The 24,083-nt window shown below is 63.6% G+C and carries 20 protein-coding genes and 2 tRNA genes; 16 read left to right on the top strand and 6 right to left on the bottom strand.

The genetic code is table 11. From position 1 onward, the window contains the following. Positions 1 to 283 precede the first annotated feature (283 nt). From ACPPVR_RS20010 to pepT, 4 genes are all read left to right on the top strand, one after another. Positions 284 to 360: transfer RNA gene (locus ACPPVR_RS20010), tRNA-Asp, on the top strand. A 372-nt stretch (positions 361 to 732) separates the two neighbouring features. Continuing rightward, on the top strand, positions 733 to 2,766 hold the full coding sequence (locus ACPPVR_RS20005; RefSeq protein ID WP_426615855.1) for a hypothetical protein: 2,034 nt from the start codon (positions 733 to 735) through the stop codon (positions 2,764 to 2,766). Positions 2,767 to 3,131: 365 nt separating this feature from the next. Continuing rightward, positions 3,132 to 3,431, top strand: coding sequence for an HU family DNA-binding protein (locus tag ACPPVR_RS20000; RefSeq protein WP_426615854.1), 300 nt, complete (start codon positions 3,132 to 3,134; stop codon positions 3,429 to 3,431). Positions 3,432 to 3,532: 101 nt separating this feature from the next. Next, positions 3,533 to 4,783, top strand: a complete 1,251-nt coding sequence (gene pepT, locus ACPPVR_RS19995; RefSeq protein WP_426615853.1) for a peptidase T — start codon at positions 3,533 to 3,535, stop codon at positions 4,781 to 4,783. Between the two features lie 17 nt (positions 4,784 to 4,800). Here the strand turns inward: pepT and ACPPVR_RS19990 are convergent, their stop codons facing one another. Then, complete coding sequence (locus ACPPVR_RS19990) at positions 4,801 to 5,871, bottom strand: AraC family transcriptional regulator ligand-binding domain-containing protein (RefSeq protein WP_426615852.1); 1,071 nt, start codon at positions 5,869 to 5,871, stop codon at positions 4,801 to 4,803. Positions 5,872 to 6,057: 186 nt separating this feature from the next. Between ACPPVR_RS19990 and ACPPVR_RS19985 the strand changes: the two genes are divergently transcribed. Beyond that, on the top strand, positions 6,058 to 6,651 hold the full coding sequence (locus ACPPVR_RS19985) for a MarR family winged helix-turn-helix transcriptional regulator (protein WP_426615851.1): 594 nt from the start codon (positions 6,058 to 6,060) through the stop codon (positions 6,649 to 6,651). 228 nt (positions 6,652 to 6,879) lie between these two features. Here the strand turns inward: ACPPVR_RS19985 and ACPPVR_RS19980 are convergent, their stop codons facing one another. Further along, positions 6,880 to 7,503, bottom strand: coding sequence for a class I SAM-dependent methyltransferase (locus ACPPVR_RS19980; RefSeq protein ID WP_426615850.1), 624 nt, complete (start codon positions 7,501 to 7,503; stop codon positions 6,880 to 6,882). A 136-nt stretch (positions 7,504 to 7,639) separates the two neighbouring features. On the opposite strand from ACPPVR_RS19980, the gene ACPPVR_RS19975 reads away from it, so the two are divergent. The 11 genes from ACPPVR_RS19975 (at position 7,640) to ACPPVR_RS19925 (ending at position 21,803) form a co-directional block, all read left to right on the top strand. Next, entirely contained in the window at positions 7,640 to 8,197 is a 558-nt protein-coding gene (locus ACPPVR_RS19975) for a sigma-70 family RNA polymerase sigma factor (RefSeq protein WP_426615849.1), read from the top strand. Continuing rightward, positions 8,194 to 8,835, top strand: a complete 642-nt coding sequence (locus tag ACPPVR_RS19970; protein ID WP_426615848.1) for a DUF1109 domain-containing protein — start codon at positions 8,194 to 8,196, stop codon at positions 8,833 to 8,835. The genes ACPPVR_RS19975 and ACPPVR_RS19970 overlap by 4 nt, the downstream gene beginning before the upstream one ends. A 480-nt stretch (positions 8,836 to 9,315) precedes the next feature. Beyond that, positions 9,316 to 9,675, top strand: coding sequence for a hypothetical protein (locus ACPPVR_RS19965; protein WP_426615847.1), 360 nt, complete (start codon positions 9,316 to 9,318; stop codon positions 9,673 to 9,675). A gap of 129 nt (positions 9,676 to 9,804) precedes the next feature. Beyond that, positions 9,805 to 10,203 carry a FixH family protein gene (locus ACPPVR_RS19960; RefSeq protein WP_426615846.1) on the top strand — a complete coding sequence of 133 codons (399 nt, stop codon included), beginning with the start codon at positions 9,805 to 9,807 and terminating at the stop codon, positions 10,201 to 10,203. Continuing rightward, positions 10,200 to 11,636 (top strand): efflux RND transporter periplasmic adaptor subunit, encoded by a 1,437-nt coding sequence (locus ACPPVR_RS19955; protein WP_426615845.1) that lies wholly within the window; start codon positions 10,200 to 10,202, stop codon positions 11,634 to 11,636. The genes ACPPVR_RS19960 and ACPPVR_RS19955 overlap by 4 nt, the downstream gene beginning before the upstream one ends. Further along, the gene (locus tag ACPPVR_RS19950; RefSeq protein WP_426615844.1) at positions 11,633 to 14,791 is read left to right on the top strand and encodes an efflux RND transporter permease subunit; all 3,159 of its coding nucleotides are present in this window, start codon (positions 11,633 to 11,635) and stop codon (positions 14,789 to 14,791) included. The genes ACPPVR_RS19955 and ACPPVR_RS19950 overlap by 4 nt, the downstream gene beginning before the upstream one ends. A 148-nt stretch (positions 14,792 to 14,939) precedes the next feature. After that, a complete protein-coding gene (locus ACPPVR_RS19945; RefSeq protein WP_426615843.1) occupies positions 14,940 to 15,305 on the top strand; it encodes a hypothetical protein in 366 nt (121 codons plus the stop codon). A 55-nt stretch (positions 15,306 to 15,360) separates the two neighbouring features. Beyond that, positions 15,361 to 16,635 carry a divalent metal ion exporter subunit IhpA gene (ihpA, locus tag ACPPVR_RS19940; RefSeq protein ID WP_426615842.1) on the top strand — a complete coding sequence of 425 codons (1,275 nt, stop codon included), beginning with the start codon at positions 15,361 to 15,363 and terminating at the stop codon, positions 16,633 to 16,635. Next, a complete protein-coding gene (gene ihpB, locus ACPPVR_RS19935) occupies positions 16,632 to 17,609 on the top strand; it encodes a divalent metal ion exporter adaptor subunit IhpB (RefSeq protein ID WP_426615841.1) in 978 nt (325 codons plus the stop codon). The genes ihpA and ihpB overlap by 4 nt, the downstream gene beginning before the upstream one ends. Continuing rightward, positions 17,602 to 20,811 carry an efflux RND transporter permease subunit gene (locus ACPPVR_RS19930; protein WP_426615840.1) on the top strand — a complete coding sequence of 1,070 codons (3,210 nt, stop codon included), beginning with the start codon at positions 17,602 to 17,604 and terminating at the stop codon, positions 20,809 to 20,811. Before ihpB ends, ACPPVR_RS19930 begins: the two co-directional genes overlap by 8 nt. 2 nt (positions 20,812 to 20,813) lie before the next feature. Then, on the top strand, positions 20,814 to 21,803 hold the full coding sequence (locus ACPPVR_RS19925; RefSeq protein WP_426615839.1) for a cation diffusion facilitator family transporter: 990 nt from the start codon (positions 20,814 to 20,816) through the stop codon (positions 21,801 to 21,803). Between the two features lie 9 nt (positions 21,804 to 21,812). On the opposite strand, the gene ACPPVR_RS19920 is transcribed toward ACPPVR_RS19925, so the two are convergent. The 4 genes from ACPPVR_RS19920 to ACPPVR_RS19905 all read right to left on the bottom strand — a co-directional run bounded on the left by ACPPVR_RS19920 (position 21,813) and on the right by ACPPVR_RS19905 (position 24,068). Further along, positions 21,813 to 22,673, bottom strand: a complete 861-nt coding sequence (locus tag ACPPVR_RS19920; protein ID WP_426615838.1) for a class I SAM-dependent methyltransferase — start codon at positions 22,671 to 22,673, stop codon at positions 21,813 to 21,815. A 164-nt stretch (positions 22,674 to 22,837) separates the two neighbouring features. Then, the gene (locus tag ACPPVR_RS19915; protein WP_426615837.1) at positions 22,838 to 23,029 is read right to left on the bottom strand and encodes a hypothetical protein; all 192 of its coding nucleotides are present in this window, start codon (positions 23,027 to 23,029) and stop codon (positions 22,838 to 22,840) included. A 300-nt stretch (positions 23,030 to 23,329) separates the two neighbouring features. Then, the gene (locus ACPPVR_RS19910) at positions 23,330 to 23,743 is read right to left on the bottom strand and encodes a hypothetical protein (protein WP_426615836.1); all 414 of its coding nucleotides are present in this window, start codon (positions 23,741 to 23,743) and stop codon (positions 23,330 to 23,332) included. Positions 23,744 to 23,992: 249 nt separating this feature from the next. Beyond that, positions 23,993 to 24,068 (bottom strand) — tRNA-Val (locus ACPPVR_RS19905). Positions 24,069 to 24,083: the final 15 nt, after the last annotated feature.

Raw genomic sequence — 24,083 nt, 5'->3', positions numbered from 1 at the left:
GGCCGCCGCCAGCACGGCGTCCGCGTCCTTCTTGAATTTCTTCTAGAGCCTCGCGTTCTGGAAGGGGCGCGAGCCGACGGTCAAGCCAATTGTCCCCGGAAATTGCCTGTGGAGCTTGTAACACCCTTGATTGATTCGGCGCCCCGAGGCGGTCGTTTTGGCCGTAGCGATACGGTCCCGCCCTGCTCCGCCCGGTGTTTGATCCCCGTAAGCGCAACGTCCTTGACTTCACCATGTCCCCCCTTTAAGTCCCCCCTCGTTCCGCGCGCGATTAGCGAGCCACGCGGGAGTAGCTCAGTTGGTTAGAGCGCCGGCCTGTCACGCCGGAGGTCGCGGGTTCGAGCCCCGTCTCTCGCGCCATCATTTCAATGGCTTAGTACCCCCCAGCCCCCTCTTCGACTCCGCGTGCCCCCGGATTCGACGCCTCCGTTCCAGCTCACCTGCCTCGCGGACTAGCCACGAACGCCGTTGCCTGCCGAATCTTCGCCCCGACCACGCCGCGGATTGCTTCGGTACGTGTCATTTCGCCTGCGATCGCTGCTCGATCGAGACGACTAAATTCTCGACCCCACCAGAAAAAATTCGACGTGGTGGTACTGATGCGTTGGGATTAGCCGAATTCATGCGTTCGTCTGACTTGACAGAGTCAACCACACCCCAACTAATGGTTGTATGGGGCATGTAAATTCGATCTCGCGCGGCAATTGGCCGGCATGGCTGACAATTGTTCTTTTGGCTTTCATCAGCCTGACAATCTTCCAGCACAACGTTGATCGCTATCCGTACTACGCGATGGACGACATGGATCAACTGACGGCGCTCGACGTCCTCTTGATGCGGGGCGGCGTGTTGCCGGATCACATCACGCATCCGACAGCCGGCATGTACGTGCTGCTCACCCTGACCCACCGGGTCGGCTATTTTCTCAATTTGGTGCATCTCCGGGATTTTCACGGGGTCGAGACATGGGCAAACCCGCTGCTCGGCACGGCCGAACTGATCGACTTCCTGCGTGCGCATCTACCGTTTCTGGCGGTCGGAAGTTCGATGCTGCTGGCGATGGCCGTGGTCTGCGCCGCAGGCGCCAGTCCATGGCTGATCGCGCCAATCTTCATATGCATCGCGGCTTCGCGCGCGCTAGCCTTCCACACTCTGATTTTCAGAACTGACAGCTTTGCCCTGTTCTATGCCGCGGCCGCAGCCGCGCTTGCGGTGTCCGCAGTTGCCAAGGAAAGCCGGCGGACGGCGGCCGCGCTCTCGATAGGCGCCGGTGTTCTCGCTGGATTTGCCTTCACGTCAAAAGTGCAGATCATTCCGACGATCGCCCTCGCGCCCGCGCTGGTTCTGTTCATGTTGGTGCGACGTGACTTTGCATATGTCGATGCCTTCAATGTCTCACGCCGTTTCAACAGGCACGTTTCGTTCGCCGTGGTTGCGATTTTCTTTTTTCTGTTGGCCTTATCGCTTCTGCCGATGCCTTCAACGTTCATCCACACCCGCACATCGTTTCATAATATCGCGCTCTGCGGGGCAGCACTCCTCGCGGTCGCTTCGCCCGGGATCGCTACCCGGCTTTTGCCGGAGGAGTCTGTCTTCTATCGCTTCTTTTCGTTTGCCAATCTGATGGCACTGGGCTTCGTGACGTCGTTTCTGTTGCTCTGGTCTGTGATGATGAGTCCGTGGAGCGGCATCCGGTTCGTCGCTGCGATCGCGAAGGTGTGCTTCCTGGGCACGATCGATCCGGCACTCTCGCCTGGCGATCACTTCTTTTGGGACCAGGTATTCAGCTCTCCGGCGCTGCTTCTGCCGCCACTCGCTCTTCTGGCACTGCTTGCCTTTCGGTCGCCGCGTTTGGCAACCGTCCGAGAGCTTGGCGCGCTGTTGATCATCAGCTGCCTGGTCATAGCTTCACTTCTCTGGTTCAGTCGCGCGATCATGAACCTGGATTCCATCTTTACGGAACCATTGGTGCTGGCTCTCTGCTGCATCATGCTGGCCATGGCCTGGGAGCGTGGCAACGGTGGGATTCGTGCACTGACCGCCGTATTCGTGGTGCTCTTCCTGGCCCGCGGTGCTGCGCAGGCAGAGATTTCTGGCATCGCGGACACAGGATACGCCGGCTACTTTCGCGAGACCCGCCAGATCCTGACGCCGTATCAGACCGGCAACCAGCAACAGATAGAGGACGCGTTCCGAAGGTTGTTTGTGAAAGACGAAGTCACAGGCCACAACGTCTCCGCGCATGAGCGTGAGCTGATCTTCGAACAGGCTGCCAACTATCGCTTCATCACGAAGCAGGTGTCGTACCTCGTTCCAAACCTCGGGCGAATTGACTGGAGCCGGATCGGCGTCCTCGGCCGCGATCTCAAGCCGTTCGGACAGGATCGTCGAGATCTTTGGTTTACCAGCGTCCCGCCGGAGCTTGAGGGTGCGACAGTCTATGTCCCGCCGGACAGGACCGAGCGGCCGGGCGCCAGCTGGCTGGTACTCGCTCTGCGCTATTGCGGTCTTTACGAACCAGAGAGCGACGCGTGGTCTCGCCGTCGAACCCAGATGATCAGGCCGCGTTCCGACATGAACGTGCTGGTCTTCGTGCCAGCCGATCAGAGGCAGGCATTCTCCCTCCCGGAAACGGCGCCGACCGTCGCCCTTGCTGATCGCCGTTATGTCGGCGTCCCCGTGCCGATCAACGCTCCGGATGATCTGCTGAGCCGCCTGAGGCTGGAGCAGGACCGGTTTATCGTCATCACACGCAGGTATGGATAAGTTCCGGCCCTTCGGCATGGACACGCAAGTACGGTCTTGAGGCTGGACGAAATCGGCGGGCGGGCGCCGGTCACGCCGGAGGTCGAGGGTTCGAGCCCCGTCCCTCCTCGCGCCATTTTTGAAAACACTTTCAGAGTATTAGCTAAATATCCTCAGCCTGATTGGCGGCATCCTGCCAGACGTCGGTCTTTTCGCTCGCCGGGAACCCGCGGGAACGCCCGGTTGGATCGAAAGATCACGCGAAAATCCCTCTCGCTGGACAGCCGGCGTAGTCAGTCCCATCCCGAATCGTCTAGGCCTGCGCGAACTTGGCAGTTTGGAGGCCCTGCGCGCTTCCGCGAGACAACCGAGGAAGGCCTGACAGCATGGCGAAGAAGGCATCCGCTCCAACCACCATCACGCTCAAGCACCTCGCCGCCGATATCGCGGAAAGCCAGGACCTCTCCAAGAAACATGCCGAGGCCGTCCTCACCGGGATGGTCGACCTGATCACCAAGCACCTCAAGAAGGGCGACCGGGTCCGGATCGTAGGGCTCGGTATCCTCCAGGTCCGCAAGCGCGCCGCCCGCACCGGCCGCAATCCCTCCACCGGCGAGCCGATCCACATCAAGGCCAGCAAGAAGGTCGCGTTCCGCCCGGTCAAGGAACTCAAAGAGGCAATCTGAGCATTACGCTTCGTTAAGCCTGATCCGGGCTCGTTCCGCCGCAACGCGGCCCGCTTTTCTGGTATACCGCCAGCTTCCCCTGACCCGGCGGTTGACCAGAAATGTCCTCACTTACCTTCACGCATACCGTGACCGAGCGCTTCCTGCGCTACGTCACCATCGACACCCAGTCCGATCCGGAATCCCCGGCCTCGCCCTCGACCGAGAAGCAGAAGGATCTCGGCCGCGTGCTCGTCACCGAGTTGAAGGCCATCGGTATCGCCGACGCCCATCTCGACGGTTACGGCTATGTCTATGGAACGATCCCGGCCAACACGGACAAGAAGGTGCCGGTGATCTGCTTCTGCTCGCACATGGACACTTCGCCCGACGTCACCGGCAAGGGCGTCAAGCCGCAGCTCGTGAAGAATTATCGCGGCGGCGACATCACCCTGCCGGGCGACACCAGCCAGGTGATCCGCTTCGCCGAGCACCCCGCGCTGAAGAACCAGATCGGCAACGACATCATCACCACCGACGGCACCACGCTGCTGGGCGCCGACAACAAGGCCGGCGTCGCCGAGATCATGGATGCCGCGCATTTCTTCATCAACAATCCCGACGTCAAGCACGGCACCATCAAGATCCTGTTCACGCCCGACGAGGAGATCGGCCGCGGCGTCGACAATGTCGACATCAAGAAGCTTGGCGCCGATTTCGGCTACACCATGGACGGTGAAAGCGCCGGCAGCGTCGAGGACGAGACGTTCTCGGCCGACGGCGCCACCATCACCATCACCGGCGTCAGCGCCCATCCCGGCTATGCCAAGGGCAAGATGGAGCACGCGATCAAGATCGCGGCCGCGATCGTCGAGCGGCTGCCGAAAGAAGGCTGCTCGCCGGAGACCACCTCAGGCAAGCAGGGCTTCCTGCACCCCGTCGGCATCGAGGGCGCGCTGGAGCAGGCGAGCCTCTCCTTCATCGTGCGCGACTTCACCGAGGAGGGGCTGAAGGAGAAGGAGGTCCTGCTCGAGAACATCGTCAGGGATGTAATGAAGGACTATCCGCGCTCGACCTACAAGTTCGAGGTGCGCGAGCAGTACCGCAACATGAAGCAGGTGATCGACCGTCACCCGCACATCCTCGAATACGCCATCGAAGCGATCCGCCGCGCCGGGCTGCGGCCGATGCGCACCGCCATCCGCGGTGGCACCGACGGCTCGCGCCTGTCCTTCATGGGCCTGCCCTGCCCCAACATCTTTGCTGGCGAGCACGCGTTTCATTCGCGCCTGGAATGGGTCAGCCGGCAGGACATGGAGAAGGCAGTGCAGACGATCGTGCACCTGGCGATGATCTGGGAGGAGAAGGCGTAAGCGCAGATCCGAGGCGCTTACCTCGTTCCGCCACGCCCCTCGCTCGCCGTACGTCGACCACTGGATTGGGCGGCGCGAAACAGCCGGGGCGTTGAACCGGTCCAACGACCGAAGGCGTGCGTAAAGGAACTGGCCTCGCGATACCCGAGCAACCAGGCGATCTGCGAAATCGGCAGCTCCTTCTCGCTCAGATATCGTTTGGCCAAAGCAGCTCGCAACTCGTCGAGAAGCTCCGAAAACGTCAGACCGTCTGCCGCCAGCGCACGTGCGAGAGTACGGCGGCTCATGCCGAGACGGCCGGCGATCGCGTCCACGTTTGCCCGGCCGTGAGGCAACGCCTGGACAATCGCATCTTCCACGCGCGTTCGAAGGTTTGAGTTCAGCGAGCCGCGCTTGCCCAAGGCCTCGTTGGCGTAGGTCATCAGCAGCCTGTTGAGGTACGCGTCGGCATCGATCGACGGAAAGGACGCCGCAGAAGCAGCGAACACGATCTCGTCGGCATTCGACCCAAATTCAATACCACAGCGCAGAAAAGCCAGAACGTCCGCAGGCAATTCGGAACGGTGATGTCTCACCCTGATCTGGCCCGGAATCAACTGGCTGCTGGTCAACTGCCGACAGACGCGTATCAAGGCACCCAGCCAGAACTCGACCTGATGACGATCGGAGTAACGCTCGACGTCCACATAGTTGAGCACGATCGCAGTCGTGCGATGGAGATCAATGGAGACCTCAACACCCTCGTTGTTCAACATGCTGTAGCGGGCAACATTCCGAAGCGCGTCTGCCAGGGACTCCGACGATGCCATGACGTAATACAGCAGCCCGATCTCGCGCAGATCGAAATCCTGCGCCAGATGGAAACCGAGAAAGTCGTCGTGCAACGCCTCGGCCGCCAGATTCAACAGCTTGATCTGAGCATTCACGTCGAGACGACAGTCGGGCTGATCGATGAGATCGAGCGTTAGCTCCGCCCTCGACACCAGTTCCGCGAGATTTTTTCCTGCGTTGCGAACGCGATCGCACGCCAATCGCGCGATCCCTCCGGTCGCACTGGGTATGGAGCTGAGGCGGTTGGTGCGGCGCATGGCGTTGGCAACGGCGTTTTGACCCAAAACAGCAAATATTCGGCCCGCAATCGCAAGACGGCATTCCTACCCACTTCTACATCGCAAGAGGGACGCCGGACCGATTCTGCGGGCGCAGATCGCCTTCGGCGTCACTTCACGGGCGATCACCCTTGCCAACTTTGATTTGGCTCAACGAAAGTGACCATGCCCCTCATCCGCGAAACCGTCCAGCTGTTGGTTCAAGCGGCGGGTGCCTGCCATCTCCCCGACGATCCGCGCGGATTGCGGGATCGGGAATGGACGGCCCTGCGCTTTCTGGCACGCGCGAACAGATTTTCGAGAACGCCGACTGCGCTGGCCGACTATCTCGCTTCGACCCGAGCCACCGCAACTCAGATCGTCAACGCTCTCGAGGACAGGTCGCTCGTCGTCCGCAGACCTTCGGAGCGCGACAAACGATCGGTGGTGCTTTGTGTGACCCCGCAAGGTGAAAGACTGCTTGCACAACACGACCCAATCAGCACCATCGCGACCGCGGTCGCTGCGCTGGTCACGGAGGACTGTGTGAAGCTGCGGAACTCTCTGGATGCGATCGTGAAACGCATCGGTACGCCTCTCCCACAAGCCACAGCGGGTCCGTGCCGAGGCTGCGTTTTTCTCAGGATGGGCGCCACCAGCGCTTGCTCAGGAAGGGCGAGAACGACCGCCGAGTTCCACTGTCGGTTCCATCGGGCTTCAATCACGGCTCACGAAACCGCCCTCCTTTGCACGAGCTTCGAGCCGTTGGGCGACGACTGAAACCTGCGGGCGCGGCCGGCCTCGGTCCCGGCGCCGCACGCAAAGGGGCGATGCGGAACTTTCCCGATCCGTGGTTTCGGCGGAAATGATGCGGGGTGAGTTGTTTATACGTGTCCCAAGGATCGAGATTGTAGCCTCAGCCGGTCAGCCCCTGGGCTGGGGCCTTTCCGTGTCGAGCATGAGCGATATCGAGTTCCCCGCAAGGCCGCCAGGCGACGCCAGCATCGCTTATCCGGCTCGGAGAAACGTACTGAACTGAAAGCTTTGCACCGACGCCCACGGCGTCTTGTGCTGGTGTTGGCGAGTGTCCTTCAGCGCGAATCCGGAGCCAAGCAACGCGCCGATCGTGTCGGCGCCGTGCCGCGTCACCGGCAGGCCGCTGCACTTCTCGGGTCCATCGAGCGCGAACGTTCCGATGATGGCGTATCCGCCGACCTTCAGTCCTTGCCGAAGCCGGTCGATGTAAGCGGCCTGCTCCTCGGGCGCATTGAGAAAGTGGAAAGTCGCCCGATCGTGCCAGACATCATACCTCGTCTCCGGACGCCACGCGGTGACGTCTGCGACAATCCATTTCGCCCTGTCAGCATCGCGACCAAGACGCTCGCGCGCCGCCGCGAGTGCCGCGGCTGACAGATCGAGCACGGTGACGTCCCGGTGTCCCATGGCCAGCAGGGCGTCGACCAGCCGCGATGCGCCTCCTCCAATATCCACGATCGCGGACGACGTCGTGGCGCCCGTGAGAGCAATGAGGTCGAGCGACGGAGCCGGGCTTTCCTGGAACCAGCTGACCTCGCGCTCGTCCTTGGTCTCATATACGTTTTCCCAATGCGCCCGGTGGCTCGAATTGCTCACAGCTTATCCTCCCGATGCCGAAAGCCCCCGATCCTCAACAACAAGCACGTCCAATTACAGTCCGGTAACTAGCATTTTTGCCGATGAGCTGTAACCAAAACGGCTGTGTGGGCGAACTTGCTGATAGATGGCGGGCATGACGACCACGGAAACTGAGCTCAAGGCACTGATGCTCGCCAGCCAGGATGGCGACGCGGCGGCGCATCGCGTGCTGCTTGAGCGGTTGAGCCGCCATTTGCGCGCCTACTACAAGGGCAAACTTGCGAAGATAGGCCGAGGCGTGGCGGAGGCCGAGGATCTGGTTCAGGAGGCCGTGCTGGCGATCCACCTCCAGCGACACACCTACGATCCGCAGGAGCTGTTAACGCCCTGGGTGCACGCGATCGCGCGCTACAAGCTGATCGATTTCCTGCGGCGGAATCGGGCGTCCGTCGCCGACGTGCCGATCGATGAAGCCAATGAAGTCACAGCGAATGACGATCACCTCAGCGCCGAGAGCAGCTTCGATCTCAGGCGGCTGCTGAAGCGCCTGCCGGAAAAGATGCAATGCTCCATCGAGGCTGTGAAACTCGAAGGACTGAGCGTAGCTGAGGCGGCACGGCGATGCGGTATTTCGGAATCCGGCGTGAAGGTCAATATTCATCGCGGATTGAAAGCCTTGGCGGCGTTGATCACACAGAGGATCCAAACATGAAGACCGACGAGCTGATTACTGCACTCAGCGTGAACGTCGAACCGGTCAATCGGCGGCTGGTCAACCGCAGCTTGGGCATTGCGCTCGCGACAGCAACGGCTGTTGCGATCGGTGTGACGCTTGTCGCACTTGGCGTCCGCGTGGACCTGACCACGCCTCGTGCCGTCATTTTTCTCTTCCTGAAGCTCGTGTTCGCGATCGGCACGGCAGGTGCGGCATCTGTCTATTTGGCGCGGCTGGCGCGTCCCGGAGGGGAGCGGCGCGTATCCCCAGGCCTCGCCGCACTGCCGTTTGTGGCGATCCTGCTGCTCGCCGGCGTCAGCCTTGGGCAGGCGCCGAGCTCACACTGGGACAGGATGGTGATGGGCGATCAATGGCTGGAATGCCTCATTTCCATTCCGATCATTGCGATCGTCCCGTTTGCCGTCGTTATCTGGGCCGTGCGACAGGCGGCGCCGACCAATCTGGTCCGTACCGGCGCCTTCAGCGGGCTTGTCGCGGGTGGCGTGAGCGCGATGGCCTATGCGCTTCACTGCACCGACGACTCGCTGCCCTTCGTCGCGCTCTGGTATGGCGGCACGATCGTGCTGTGCACCCTCGCAGGCGCGATTTTGGGACCCCGGCTGTTGCGATGGTGACAGACGCCGCCCTCACGTCGCCGTGAGCCTGTAACCTTCGAGAGGCTGGCTGCGAACTCCTCATTAGAAGCGCAATGAATGCGTTTCGGAAAAATGATGGAGCCGGGACCATGTTGACGAAAAGCCTTCTCGCAATCACGCTACTGGCAGCCCTTTCCGCCAGCGCCCAGGCGGGCTCGACCATCTCCGACAGGAGCTACCGGCCGAACGAGGCGAGGCAAGCCACACAATCCAGGGCAGCTACCTCGGAACGCGGCCTGACCTCCGCGTTCGCCTATGATCGCGAATCCCTGCCCTCGACTGTGCCGACCGCCGGCTCATCCGGATGGCGTTATCAGGGAGGGCCCAAATCCCGTTAGGACTGCGCAATAACATGGTGCTCCGCGATCGTTCGAGACGGTTAACCACCAGAGTGCCCTGCTCGCACACTTGTGAACCGAGGGGCTTTCCAGCGTTGCCCCCCTGTGAGAGTGTCACACCATGATTGCTCGTCGCATCCTCAGGCTCATGCTCGCGGTCCTCGTGACCGCGGGACTGGCTGTTGCGCCGCTGGTGACACCAGCGGCGGCGGTACCCCTGATGGCGAGCGATATGCAGATGACCGACGCGCAGGACATGTCGGCCGACATGCCCTGCTGCCCCGATGAGCAGAACAGCAAGCAATGCCAGGACTGTCCTCTCCTCGCGATCTGCATGTTGAAGGTGTTGCAAGGTGGACCAGCGGTCGTGACGGCAATGTTCAGTCCGCGTGCGCTTGAGCTGCTCCAGCCGCATGATGATATCATTGCTGACGGCCTCACCCGCCCCCCTCCGGATCATCCCCCTCGAACCTTGGTCTGATCGGCGCTCACGCGCCTGACGAAGATGCGCGTCGGAACCCGCGCGCATCGCTGTTTGCCGGCCTGCTGCGCGTCACCCTGTTACGTGCGGTCATGGCTGCTCCATCAGACCCATCGAGGAATTGAAATCATGAAGACGTCCAACGTCGCGCGCGCCGCCATGGCCGCGCTGATCGCTGCTGCCCTTGCGGGCGCCGCCCGTGCCGAAATCAAGAACTACGAATTCCAGCTCGTCCAGCCGACCGTCAAGGCCGGCGCCGATCGCATCGTGACGGTGCGACTGGTCGACAAGACCTCCGGCAAGGCGGTGCCAGATGCGGTGATCTTCGCCCGCCGGCTCGACATGGCTCCCGACGGCATGCAGGAGATGGCTACCAAGGTCACGCCGATGCCCGGCACCGAGCCCGGCACCTACCGTTTCAAGGCCACCTTCGGCATGGCCGGGCGATGGCAACTTTCGCTCGGCGCCAAGGTGCAGGGCGAAAACGGAACGCTCGAAAACAAGCTCGTTGTCACGGCCGAGAAATGACTCGCGTCAACCTCATGGTCACTGCCGCTGCGATGATCGGAGCGGCATGTGCCGCGCTGTTCGCCGGCGCCCCTTCGCTACCGAAGTTGGGCACGATCCTGTCCACCGCTGACGCTGCAGATACGGGCGCTCCGCTCTATTATCAGGACCCGGATGGCAAGCCGTTCTATTCATCAACGCCCAAAAAAACGCCGGACGAGCGAGAGTATCGCGCCGTCCCCGCGAGCGCTGATATCAGCTTCGATGAGCCGGGTTCGCCACCGGAGATGAAGACGGCCGAGCCCAAAGGTGAGCGCAAGATCAAATACTATCGCAACCCGATGGGCCTGCCCGACACCTCCCCGGCACCGAAAAAGGATTCGATGGGCATGGACTACATCCCCGTCTACGAAGGCGACGACAGCGACGACGGCTCGGTCAAGCTGTCGCCCGGCAAGATCCAGCGTACGGGGGTCAAATCCGAGCCGGCCGAATTGCGCCCCATCAGGACGGCGGTGCGCGCGCCCGGCACGATCCAGCTCGACGAACGGCGGGTTTCCGTGGTCGCGATGCGCGCCGAGAGTTTTGTGCAGAAAGTCGCTGACGTCACGACGGGAAGCCGCGTGACAAAGGGGCAGCCGCTGATGGATATCTACAGCTCCGCAGTGTCGTCCGCGGCAGCCGAATATCTCGCGACAATCACCTCAAAAACCACCGCAGGCATCGAGCCTTATGGCCGCGGCTCGCGGCAGCGGCTGGTCAATCTGGACGTCCCCGAACCCATCATCGCCGAGATGGAGAAGAGCCATTCAGTCCCGATCACCGTCCAATGGTTGTCCCCGCGCGACGGCATCGTGCTCCAGCGCAGCGCCATCGAGGGCATGCGCGCCCAGCCCGGCGACGTCCTGTTCCGCATCGCCGATACCTCGCTGGTGTGGGCAAACGTCGATATTTCGGAGCGTGACCTCGGCGGTATCGCCGTCGGCCAACCCGTGACGGTGCGCGCGCGCAGTTATCCCGGCCGGGATTTCAAAGGCCGGATCAGCGTCATCTATCCGCAGGTGAATAAGGAGACGCGCACGGCACGCGTGCGGATCGAACTGACCAACGCCGATCTTGCGCTGCTTCCCGACATGTATGTCGATGCCGAGATCGATACCGGCACTCCGACGCCGGTGCTCGCGGTGGCTGAAAGCGCGGTGCTCGACACCGGCAGCAAGCAGGCCGTTCTCCTCGACAGGGGACAAGGCCGCTTCGAGCCACGCGAGGTCATACTCGGACGGAGGGGCCACGGCTATGTCGAGATCCGCGACGGCCTCGTCGAGGGCGATGCGGTCGTGACCTCTGCCAACTTCCTGATCGACGCCGAAAGCAATCTGACGGCCGCGCTCAAGGGATTTTCTGAATCCGGTCACGCGCAAGACAGCGAGAAGGCAATGGGAGCCAAGCCATGATCGCACGCATCATCGCCTGGTCGGCACGCAACCTGCTGCTGGTGCTGTTCGGCGCCGGCTTCGCCGCCGCCGCGGGCCTCTATGCGTTGCTCCATCTGCCGCTGGACGCCGTCCCCGATCTCTCCGACACCCAGGTTATCGTCTACACCGAATATCAGGGACAGGCGCCCCAGGTGATCGAGGACCAGGTCACCTATCCCCTCACCACCGCCATGCTGACGGTGCCGAAATCGAAGGTTGTGCGCGGCTTCTCCTTCTTTGGCGTCTCCTTCGTCTACGTCATCTTCGAGGACGGCACCGACATCTATTGGGCCCGCTCGCGCGTGCTCGAATTCCTCAACGGTGCCGCAGCGCGGCTGCCCGCCGGCGTCACGCCCACGATCGGCCCGGACGCCACCGGCGTTGGCTGGGTCTACCAATATGCGGTGATGTCCAAGGAGTTGAACCTTGCCGAGACAAGGACGATCCAGGACTGGAACCTGAAATTCGCGCTCGCCAAGGCCGAAGGCGTGGCAGAAGTCGCCAGCGTCGGCGGCTTCGTCAAGCAGTATAACGTCATCCTCGACCCGCAGCGCATGCGCGACCTCGGCATCACCATGGCGAAGATGCGCGACGCCATCCGCGCCAGCAACACCGACGTCGGCGGCCGCACCGTCGAACTCTCCGAGTTCGAATATGTCATCCGCGGCAAGGGTTATCTCAAGAGCATCGACGATCTCGGCAACATCGTGCTGAAGACCGACAGCGGAACACCGGTCAAGCTGCGCGACGTTGCCCGCGTCGAGCTCGGGCCGGACGAGCGGCGCGGCATCGCCGAGCTCAATGGCGAGGGCGAAGTGGCGAGCGGAATCGTGCTCCAGCGCTTCGGCATGAACGCGCTCGATGTCATCGAGAACGTCAAGAAGCGGTTCAAGGAGATCGCGACCAGCCTGCCGAAATCTGTCGAGATCGTCCCGGTCTACGACCGCTCGAACCTGATCTACGCGGCGATCGACACGCTGAAGCATACGCTGTTCGAAGAGAGCATCGTCGTCGCCCTCGTCTGCATCGTGTTCCTGCTGCATGTGCGCAGCGCGCTGGTCGCCATCCTGATGCTCCCCGTCGGCGTGCTGATGGCGTTCGGGGCGATGAAGCTGCTAGGAATCGGCTCCAACATCATGAGCCTCGGCGGCATCGCTATCGCGATCGGCGCCATGATCGACGCCGCGATTGTCATGATCGAGAACGCGCACAAGCATCTCGAACGTGCCGAGCCCGGCCGTTCGCGGGTGGCGATCCTGATCGAGGCCGCCACCGAAGTCGGCCCGGCGCTGTTTTTCAGCCTTCTGATCATCACCGTGTCGTTCACGCCGATCTTCACCCTGGAATCGCAGGAGGGTCGGCTGTTCAGCCCACTCGCCTTCACCAAGACTTTTGCGATGGCGGCGGCGGCGCTGCTGTCGGTCACCCTGGTGCCGGCACTGATGGTGATCTTCGTTCGCGGCAAAATCATCCCTGAGCACAAGAACCCGATCAACCGCTTTCTGATCTGGATCTATCGGCCGGTGATATCAGCTGTGCTGCGCGCGAAAATCCTCGTGATCCTGCTCGCGCTCGGCGTGCTTGCCGTCTCGATCTGGCCGGCGCGTCAGCTTGGCTCCGAGTTCATGCCGAACCTCAACGAAGGCACCCTGCTTTACATGCCGACGACGCTGCCCGGCATTTCCGTGACGAAGGCAGCCGAGCTGATGCAGACCCAGGACCGGATCATCCGCTCGTTTCCGGAGGTCGCCTCGGTCTACGGCAAGGCTGGCCGCGCAGCGACCGCGACCGACCCCGCGCCTTCGGAGATGTTCGAGACCATCGTCAACCTGAAACCGAAGGAACAGTGGCGCGCAGGCGTAACTGTCGACAGCCTGATCGCCGAGATGGACAAGGCTTTGCAGTTTCCCGGCGTCTCCAACGCCTGGACTATGCCGATCAAGGCGCGCATCGACATGCTCTCGACCGGCATCCGCACGCCCGTTGGCGTCAAGGTCATGGGCCCCGATCTTGCCGGGATCGACAAGCTGGCCCGGCAGATCGAGCAGGTGCTCAAGGCAGTGCCCGGCACCTCCTCGGCCTATGCCGAGCGCGGCCTCGGCGGCTACTACCTCGAGATCACGCCGGACCGCGAGGCACTGTCGCGCTACGGCATCATGGTGCAGGACGTGCAGGACACGATCGCGACCGCGCTCGGCGGCCAGACGGTGACGACGACCTTGGAAGGCCGGCAGCGTTTCACCGTCAACATGCGCTATCCCCGCGACTTGCGCGACAATCCGAAGGCGATCGCCAGCGACATCCTGGTGCCGATGCCGGGCGGTGGCGCCGTCCCGCTCGGCGAGGTCGCAAGCGTGACCCCCGCGCGTGGGCCGACCTCGATCCGTACCGAGAACGGGCAGCTCGCGGCCTACATCTACGTCGACATCCGCGACCGCGACCTTGGCGGCTATGTCGCCGACGCGCAACGCGCCGTACAGGCAAGCATCCAGTTTCCGCCGGGCTATTATGTGGTCTGGAGCGGACAGTACGAATATCTCGAACGTGCCACCGCGAGGTTGAAGATCGTGGTGCCGGTGACGCTGCTGATCATCTTCCTGCTGCTCTATCTCAACTTCCGCTCGGTCACGGAGACGATGATCGTGATGCTGTCCCTGCCCTTCGCCCTCGTCGGCGGGCTGTGGCTGATGTGGTGGCTCGGCTTCAACCTCTCGGTCGCGGTCGCCGTCGGCTTCATTGCTCTGGCGGGTGTCGCGGCCGAAACCGGCGTGGTGATGCTGATCTATCTCAACCAGGCACTCGCCGAGACGAAAGCGCGCTGCGCGCACGCAGGCCGCCCCCCGACTCGCGACGATCTCGACGCGGCCATCATGGAAGGCGCCGCCGAACGCGTCCGCCCGAAGATGATGACGGTGGTTGCGATCATGGCCGGCCTGCTGCCGATCATGTGGAGTAGCGGAACGGGATCTGAGATCATGCAGCGCATTGCCGTTCCCATGATCGGCGGCATGATTTCGTCGACGCTGCTGACGCTGATCGTGATCCCCGCGATCTTTGGGCTGGCGAAGGGCTTTGGGCTGCGTTTCGGCGATGGGGCAGTGATGCCGGAGGCGGTCTCGGAGGCTGCCGAATGAGGCCGTGATCCCAGCATTTGCGAGGCGCTTGCAGTCGCATCAGCGCATGTGCCTGCGACGTTGAGTTCCCCACACGTAATATTATTGCGGGTCGACACTGTTCCCAATGCCATGCTAGGGCAGCCGAACCGACAGCAAGAGTGAATTCGTGGTCCTGAACCGCCGCCTCCTCAGACTCAGCCACCCGCGCAACTGGCGCGGGCTTGTGGCTGTGCTCATTGCGGTCATGTATATGCTGTCGGGCGTGCTGCATGGCGCGCACGACATCGATGTCACCAGTCCGGCCGGCGGCTCGGAGATCGCCTCGATCCTCGACGACGGCTCTGCCGGCCATGACGACCACAAGGCACTCGGCGGCCATCACTGCCACGGCTGCTTCTCCGTCGCCGTCGTGCAACCGGTGCAGTCCGCAGCCACGGTCGACATCGTTGCCGCGCCGATCCCGCCGCGGCAGCCTGCGCTCGTGGGCGTCGCGCCCGATACGGACTCCCCGCCTCCCAAACACCTGACCTGAACGGATCAACCGGGCGCAGCTGGCGCCCATCGGTTCTCCTTCGCAGGTTCTTTTCATGTTTTGCAGGCGAACAGCCGCGCGCATCGCGTGCGCGATGGCTATTCTCGTCAGCCCATTCTTTGCGCTGACTTCACACGCCCAGACCCTGACGATGCGCGCAGCGCTGTCGCGCGCGCTGGCCGCGAGCCCGCGCCTGACGGCGGCGGAACGCGATGTCGGCATCGCCACGGGGCAGCGCATCCAGGCGGGCGCCCTCCTCAATCCGGAATTGTCCTATGAGCAGGACAATTCCTTCGGCTCCGGCATCTATCGCGGCACCAAATCGGCCGAGACCACGCTCCAGATCAGCCAGGCCTTTGAGCTGTTCGGCAAGCGTGAGGCTCGCATTGCCGCAGGCGCCGCCGGCATCGAGGTCGCCGCGATCCAGCGCAAGGCGATCAGGTTAGAGGTGCTGTCGGAGACCGCGATTGCGTTCCTGAGCGTGCTCGGTGCGCAGCGGCGTATCCAGATCTTCGACGAACAGATCACCGCGATTGACCGGCTGACGCCGCTGCTGCGCCGCCGCGTCGAGGCCGGCGCCTCCTCGCCGGCCGAAACCGGCCGCGCCGAGGTCGCGTCCGCTTTGGTGAAAGCCGATCGCGAGCGCTTCAAGGCGACGCTGGCGAGCGCCCGGCGCGAGCTTGCGGTGCTGATGGGCGATCCAACGCCAAAATTCGGTGAGGTCTCCGGTCGGCTGGACACCATGGGACGGCCGCCGACGTTCCAGTCGGTCGTCGCCGCCATCGACGCCAATCCGCAATTGGTGCGCTGGACCGCGGTTTTTGCCCAGCGCAATGCCGAGCTGCTGCTGGCACGGCTAAAACCCTATCCCGACGTGCGGATCGCCGCCGGCTGGCGCCATTTCAACGAGACCAACGACGATGCGGTGCGCCTCACCGTCTCAGTGCCGATCCCCGTGTTCGACCAGAACCAGGGCAACATCCTCTCGGCGCAGGAAAGCCTCGCCAAGACCAGGGCCGAGCGCGAGGCCAACCGCAACACGCTGATCGTGATCGCCGGCCGCGCCTACGACTCGCTCCAGGGCTCGCTGCGCGAGCTCGCCGTGCTGCGCGAGACTGCCATCCCCAAGGCCACGGAGGCGGCGGAGGCGATCTCGCAAGGCTACGGCCAGGGCCGCTTCACGCTGCTCGAGGTGCTCGACGCCCAGGCGAGCGTGTCGCAGGCGCGTCTGCGCGAGCAGGAGGCCCTTCAGAACTTCCACGCCGGCGTTGCGACCATCGAAGGCCTCGTCGGCAATCCCTTTACGCTGGCCCGGGAGGGCGCACGATGAAGACATCCTCCACTCTCCTCGTCGCCATCGTTGCGGCTTCGTTCAGCGCTTACGGCTATTCCATCCTCGTGCCGGCCAAGGTCGCACCGACCGAGCATGCCGTGGACAGGAAGCCGGAGAGGCCGAACGACCACGTCGAGCAGGATGAGCACGGCGCCGACCGCATTAAGATCTCCGACGTCAAGCTCGCGGCCGCCGGCGTGACGCTGGCGGAGGCCGCGAGCGCCACGCTGACCGATACGCTTGCCTTCAACGGCATTTTGCGCGCCAACCAGGAGGCCGTGGTGCAGGTGACGCCGCGCTTTCCCGGCGTTGCCAAATCGATTCTGAAGCGCATCGGCGACAAGGTCGGCAAGGACGATCTGCTCGCCGCGATCGAGAGCAACCAGAGCCTCACGGTCTACGAGCTCAAGGCGCCGATCGGCGGTACCGTCATCGAGCGGCAGATTTCGCTCGGCGAATACGCCTCCGAGCAGAAGCCGGCCTTCGTCGTCGCCGACCTGTCCACCATCTGGGTCGATCTCTCGATCTACCGGCAGGACCTCAAGCGCGTCCGCATCAGCGACCAGGTGCTGATCGATCCCGACGACGGCCGCGGCGAGATCAAGGGCACGATCACCTATATCGCGCCGATCGGGTCGAGTGAGACCCAGACCGCGCTCGCGCGCGTGGTGCTGCCCAATCCGGACGGGCGCTTGCGCCCCGGCCTGTTCGTCACCGCACGGCTGATCCTGGCCGCGCGCAGCGTCGCGGTCGCCGTGCGCAAAAGCGCGATCCAGACGCTGGAGAACAGGACCATCGTGTTTGTCCGCGAGGACGGCGACAAGATCGAGGCGCGCCCGGTCGAACTCGGCGACTCCGATCCGGGATACGTGGAAATCCGCGCAGGCCTTGCGGCCGGCGAGCGCTACGTCGCCGAGAACAGTTTTGTGGTCAAGGCAGAGATGGGCAAGGGAGACGCCGATCATGATTGACGCCCTCCTCGGCTTCTCGATCCGCCAGCGATGGCTCGTGATCCTCTTTGCGCTCGCGGCCGGCGCCTTCGGTGTCTGGAATTTCACACGGCTGCCGATCGACGCCGTGCCTGACGTCACCAACGTCCAGGTCCAGATCAACACGCGCGCGCCGGGCCTGTCGCCGCTCGAAGCCGAGCAGCGCATCACCTTTCCGATCGAGACCGCGATGGGCGGCCTGCCAAAGCTCGACTACACCCGCTCGATCTCGCGCTACGGCCTGAGCCAGGTCACCGTCGTGTTCCAGGACGGCACCGACATCTATTTCGCGCGCCAGCTCGTCAACGAACGCATTCAGCAAGCGAAGGACCAATTGCCGGCCGGCGTCGAGGTCGCCATGGGACCGATCTCGACCGGCCTCGGCGAAATCTACGTCTACTCGGTGGAAGCCAGGCCCGGCGCGAAGTCGCCGAGCGGCATTGAGTTCACGCCGACGGAATTGCGCACCATCCAGGACTGGATCATCAAGCCGCAGCTGCGCACCATTCCCGGCGTGATCGAGGTCAACTCGATCGGCGGCTATGAGCGGCAATTCCACGTGCTGCCGATCCCCGGCCGGCTGATGGCCTACAAGCTCGGCTTTCGCGACATCATGACGGCGCTGGCCGCCAACAACGCCAATGTCGGCGCCGGCTATATCGAACGCAACGGCGAGCAATATCTCGTGCGCGCGCCCGGCCAGGTCGCAAATATCGCAGAGATCCGCGACATCGTGATCGGCTCGCGCGGCGGCGTGCCGGTGCGTATCCGCGACGTCGCCGAGGTGCAGGAGGGTCAGGATTTGCGCAGCGGCGCGGCCTCCGCCAACGGCGAGGAGACCGTGCTCGGCACTGCCATGCTGCTGATCGGCGAGAACAGCCGCAGCGTGGCCCAACGCGTGGCGGCAAGGCTCAACGAGATCGCAAAATCGCTCCCCGACGGCGTGATCGCGCGCGCGGTCTATGATCGCACGCATCTGGTCGAAGCCACCATCCAGACCGTCGAGAAGAATCTCGTCGAGGGCGCGGCGCTGGTGATCGCGGTGCTGTTCCTGATCCTCGGCAACATCCGCGCCGCGCTGATCACCGCCTGCGTCATTCCCCTTTCGATGTTGTTTACGATATCGGGGATGGTCGAGAGCAAGGTCAGCGCCAATCTGATGAGCCTCGGTGCAATCGACTTCGGCATCATCGTCGACGGCGCGGTCATCATTGTCGAGAACTCCCTGCGGCTGCTCGCCGCCGAGCAGCACCGGCGCGGCCGGCTGCTCTCGCTGGAGGAACGGCTCCAGACCATTCGCGCGGGCGCCAGCGAGGTGATCAAGCCGAGCCTGTTCGGCACGCTCATCATCGCCGTGGTCTATCTGCCTGTCCTGACGCTGACCGGCACCGAGGGCAAGATGTTCACGCCGATGGCGCTCACCGTGCTGATGGCGCTGGCCGGCGCCGCGCTGCTGTCGGTCACCTTCGTGCCGGCCGCAATCGCGATCTTCGTCACCGGAAAGGTCTCGGAGCAGGAGAACGTGTTCATGCGGGCGGCCAGGCGGCTGTATCTGCCGCTGCTCGACCGCGCCATCCGCTACCGTCGTAGCGTGGCGCTGGGCGCCATCCTCATCGTCGCCGGCAGCCTCTTTGCCGCAACACGCATGGGCGGCGAGTTCATCCCGAGCCTCGACAAGGGCGACGTCACCATCGAGACGATCCGGATTCCCGGCACCAGCCTGACCCAGAGCGTCGACATGCAGCTGCGGCTGGAGAAGGCGGTCAAGCAGGTGCCGGAGGTCGCGACCATCTTCTCCAAGGTCGGCACCGCCGAGATCGCCAACGACCCGATGCCGCCGAACGTGGCCGACACCTATGTCACGCTCAAGCCGCGCGAAGAATGGCCCGATCCCGCCAAGCCGAAGGCCGAGGTGGTGGCCGAGCTCGAACGCGCCGCCAACACCCTGCCCGGCACGGCCTATGGCATGACCCAGCCGATCCAGATGCGCTTCAACGAGCTGATCGCCGGCATCCGCAGCGACGTCGGCGTCAAGATCTTCGGCGACGATCTGGATGTGCTCGCGGGCATCGCCCAGCAGGTTCACAGCGTCGTTCGCGGCATCGAGGGCGCGGCCGACGTCAAGACCGAGCAGATCGCGGGCCTGCCGATCCTCACCGTCAAGCTCGACCGCCAGGCGCTGTCGCGCTACGGCCTCAGCCTCAGCGAGGTGCAAAACCTCGTCGAGATCGCGATCGGCGGCAAGCCGGCCGGCAAGCTGTTCGAGGGCGACCGCCGCTTCGACATCGTGGTGCGCCTGCCGGAAAGCCTGCGCGCCAACCCGGACGCGATCAAGTCGCTGCCGATCCCGCTGCCGCCGGGCGAGGATGTGGCGGCCGTCACGAAGGCCGCCTGGCCGGGCGGAAACACGGCGCTCCGCTACGTCCCGTTGTCCTCCGTCGCGTCGATCGAAATCGCACCTGGCCCCAACCAGATCAGCCGCGAGAACGGCAAGCGCCGCGTGGTGGTGATGGCGAACGTCCGTGGGCGCGACCTGCGCTCCTTCGTCGCCGAGACGCAAGGAGCCGTCACGGAGAAGGTCAAGCTGCCGCCGGGCTACTGGATCGGCTGGGGCGGACAGTTCGAGCAGTTGGTCTCGGCGACTAAGCGGCTGACCATCGTGGTGCCGGTCGCGCTCGCGCTGGTGTTCCTGCTGCTGTTCATGGGGATGGGATCGGCGGCGGATGCGGCGCTCGTGTTCTCCGGCGTGCCGCTGGCCTTGACCGGCGGCGTCGCGGCGCTGCTGTTGCGCGGCATTCCCTTATCCATCAGCGCCGGCGTTGGCTTCATTGCGCTGTCGGGCGTCGCCGTGCTCAACGGCCTCGTCATCATCGCCTTCATCGAGCGGCTGCGCAGCGAGGGGCTCTCCGTCGTGGATGCCGTGCACGAGGGCGCGCTGACGCGGCTGCGGCCGGTACTGATGACCGCGCTGGTCGCCTCGCTCGGTTTCGTGCCGATGGCGCTTGCTACCGGCGCCGGCGCCGAGGTACAGCGGCCGCTCGCGACCGTGGTGATCGGCGGCATCATCTCCTCGACCGTGCTCACGCTGCTGGTATTGCCGGCACTCTACGTGCTGTTCCGGCGTGACCGCGCGCGCGAAACGCCTACAATAGCGCCTGATTTGGCGGCTTCCGGGGAGCGCTAGAATTGGGCAGCCACGATCATCACGATCACCATGACCATGCCGGCCGCGCGCATGATCATGGGCATGACCACGGCCACGACCATGGTCATGGTCTCGGCCACGCGCACGTCCATGCGCCCGCCAGTTTCGGCAGGGCGTTCGCGATCGGCATTACGCTCAACACCGCGCTGGTCGTGGCGGAAGCCGTCTACGGCTATCTCGGCAATTCCACCGCCCTGCTGGCGGACGCCGGCCATAATCTCAGCGACGTGCTCGGCCTGGTCGTGGCCTGGTGCGCCTCGATCGCAGCGCGGCGCGCGCCGAGCGGCCGCTTCACCTATGGCCTGCGCGCCTCGACCATCCTCGCGGCACTTGCCAACGCCGTTTTCCTGCTGGTTGCAACCGGCGCGATCGGCTGGGAGGCGATTTTGCGCCTGCGCGAACCGGAGCCGATCGCGGGCGTCACCGTGATGGTGGTCGCCGGCATCGGCATCCTCGTCAACGGCTTCACCGCCATGCTGTTCGCGCGCGGACGCAAGGACGACATCAACATCGAGGGCGCCTATCTGCACATGGCGGCCGACGCCGCGGTCTCGCTCGGCGTCGTGGTCTCGGCCGCGCTGATCATCTGGACCGGCTGGCTCTGGCTCGATCCCGTCACCAGTCTCGTCATCTGCGCGGCCATCCTCTGGAGCACCACCAGCCTGCTCCGCGGCTCCATCGATATGTCGATGGCGGCAGCCCCAAAGGGCACCGACCTCGACGCAATCAGGGGGTTTCTGCTGGCGCGGCCCGGCGTCTCCGCCATCCACGATCTCCATGTCTGGCCGATCTCGACCACCGAGACGGCGCTGACCTGCCATCTCGTGATACCCGACGGCACCACTGGCGATGCGTTCCTGATGGAGACAGCGCAGCTGCTGAAGACGTCGTTCCGGATCGGCCACACCACGCTTCAGGTCGAGACGCATCCGGACAATGGCTGCGCGCTGGCGCCGGATGATGTGGTGTGAGGCTTGCGACTACGCCGCCTTCGCCGACACGATCCAGATCGCGCCCTGCAACGCCACCGACTGCCCCTTGAGGAACGGCGCGAGCACCTCGCGGATCGAGGCCTTGGCGGCCTCGTAGGTCTCCGGCGGGTGGCCTTGCAGCGCGCGGCTGGCAGGACCGATCTGGAGCGAGCTGTCGACGGCCGCCTCGAGGCCGCCGCCGATTGCGATATCCATCGCGAGATTGTGCGGCTCCATCGCCACGTCAACGAAGCCTGCACCCTTGAGAATCCGCATCACGCGCTCTTCCGAGGCGAAGGCAAACGGGCCCGGCTCGTCCGGCCCGACCGGCGGCATCTTGGGGACGTGTTTGTACACCGCCATCAGCGGCGTCATCATCCACGGGTTTTCCTTCGGCTCGCGCCAGCAGGCAAACACCAGCCGCCCGGATGGCTTCAGGGCACGACGAAGGTTGGTGAAGGACGCAACGGGATCGGCGAAGAACATCACGCCGAAGCGCGAGGCCAGGAGATCAAAGCTCGCCGGCTCGAACGGATGCACCGTCGCATCCGCCAGCACGAACTCGAGCGGCAGGCCCTTTGGCGCCGTTGCGCGCGCCTGCGAAAGCATCGGGTCGGAGACGTCGAGCCCGAGCGCAAATCCGTTCGGCGCCACCGCCTTGGCGAACGCGACCGTGGTCGCACCGGAGCCGCAGCCGACGTCGATCACGCGCTCGCCTGGCTTCGGCTTGGCGCGACTGATCAGCACCTCGGCAATCGGCCCGAGCAGCCTCTCTTGCACCGAATGACGATCGGCCCAGCGCTGCCCGCTCGGACCGTTCCAATAGGCGATCTGGTCGGCGTTTTGCTCGTGCCCGCTTGGCTGTTCCATGGACGCCCCTCCGGCAGCTTGGTCGAAAGACCGGGATGCCGAATTGCAAAGACGCCGTCAACTGAGGCGGGCTCTTCAGTCCACCTGTCAGCGAGACACTTTTGCGTGCACGCCGCGCTACTCGGCGTCAGGGGCGGACAGCCAGGAGATTGCGCTACACCAGGTCATTCTGCTGCCAGCGAGACCCCGGTTCGTTTGGCAAGGACGCGGCGGAAGTCCGTTGCGAGTTCGTCATAGTAGTAAGCAAGCTCCTCGTAAAAGGCCCGCCCGGCCTCATCAGGAGCTTCTCGAGCCGCCTTCATGCAATGGACGGCTTTGGCCTCGTATCTTTCCAGCTTCGTGCGAAGATCACCCATTACGCGATACTCCACCCTGATAACGGGAGCTGGAACGGTGGTTCGCGCGGCGACCGAAAAGATGACCGAACGAAGGCAATTTTGGACCCATCGGGGGCCAATTTCTGGGCGTCCCATGCCTGGCGAAAGGCGCAAGAGCGCCCGCCAACCGGGTTCGGGCGTCGGGTTGGCGCGGCGAGAGCCGGGACCGAAGCCCCGCGCTTTCATTTGAGCAGGCCTGCCGCCCTCGCCTTGTTGATCAGCTAAGAGACAAATGCTGCACAGGCTCCAATCATAAAAAGGGCGTCTGCCTCGTCGACATCAGGTGCCGCTTTCCAGCAGAGGATGACGGATGCCCTGCTCATCGCTAGAAAAGCCGTAGATTGCAACAAAGCCCTTTTTCAAAGCGCCATGAATGTTGGTCTTGGCCTCCAGCTTGGCCAATGCTTTGCTGAAATCGCCATCAGGCTCGAGTACGCGAACAACAGATTCGACCGCATGCATGCTCTCCCGCACGCTGTCCGCAAAGTGCCCGGCGCTCAATTCATTTGCAGCTGCTTCGAGGTGTTCACGACCACCTGCCAAACCGGACGTCTTCAGATCGCTCAACCCCTTGCCAACGACTTTGGCTTCCTCGTCTGATCCAACCGGAGCAATGACGTCAGGCGCAATCACACGATACGGCGATCGACAGAAGATGAGGATGGCATTTATGCGTTTGCCGAAATCAGGCATCGTTCGCAGTCGCGCATGAAGACCGCCTTTGTGGTCTCCACGGCATCTTTGAGGCGCGAGCTAAATTCGTCTGCTGGTTGATGAAATAGGTAAACGTGCACGTCTTTTAATGCGGCCTTCCATGGGTCGCCGACGTAGATCCACGTCTTGTTGGCCAGAAGCTCCAGCCGGCGCGCTCCTCCGGCATGGAGGCGGCCGCCAATTTCAAGCAGATCCGTTCGAAGTGCTCAAGCTCAGCGATGCGGGGGGTGGTGGGCAGTGACGGGCTCGAACCGCCGACATCCTGCGTGTAAAGCAGGCGCTCTACCAACTGAGCTAACCGCCCCTCGCCGCCTCTTTA

The sequence above is a fragment of the Bradyrhizobium sp. McL0616 genome (assembly GCF_049993385.1).
GTDB lineage: Bacteria > Pseudomonadota > Alphaproteobacteria > Rhizobiales > Xanthobacteraceae > Bradyrhizobium.
The sequence above is the reverse complement of the archived record's forward strand: the minus strand, read 5'-3'. Positions and strand labels throughout refer to the sequence as shown.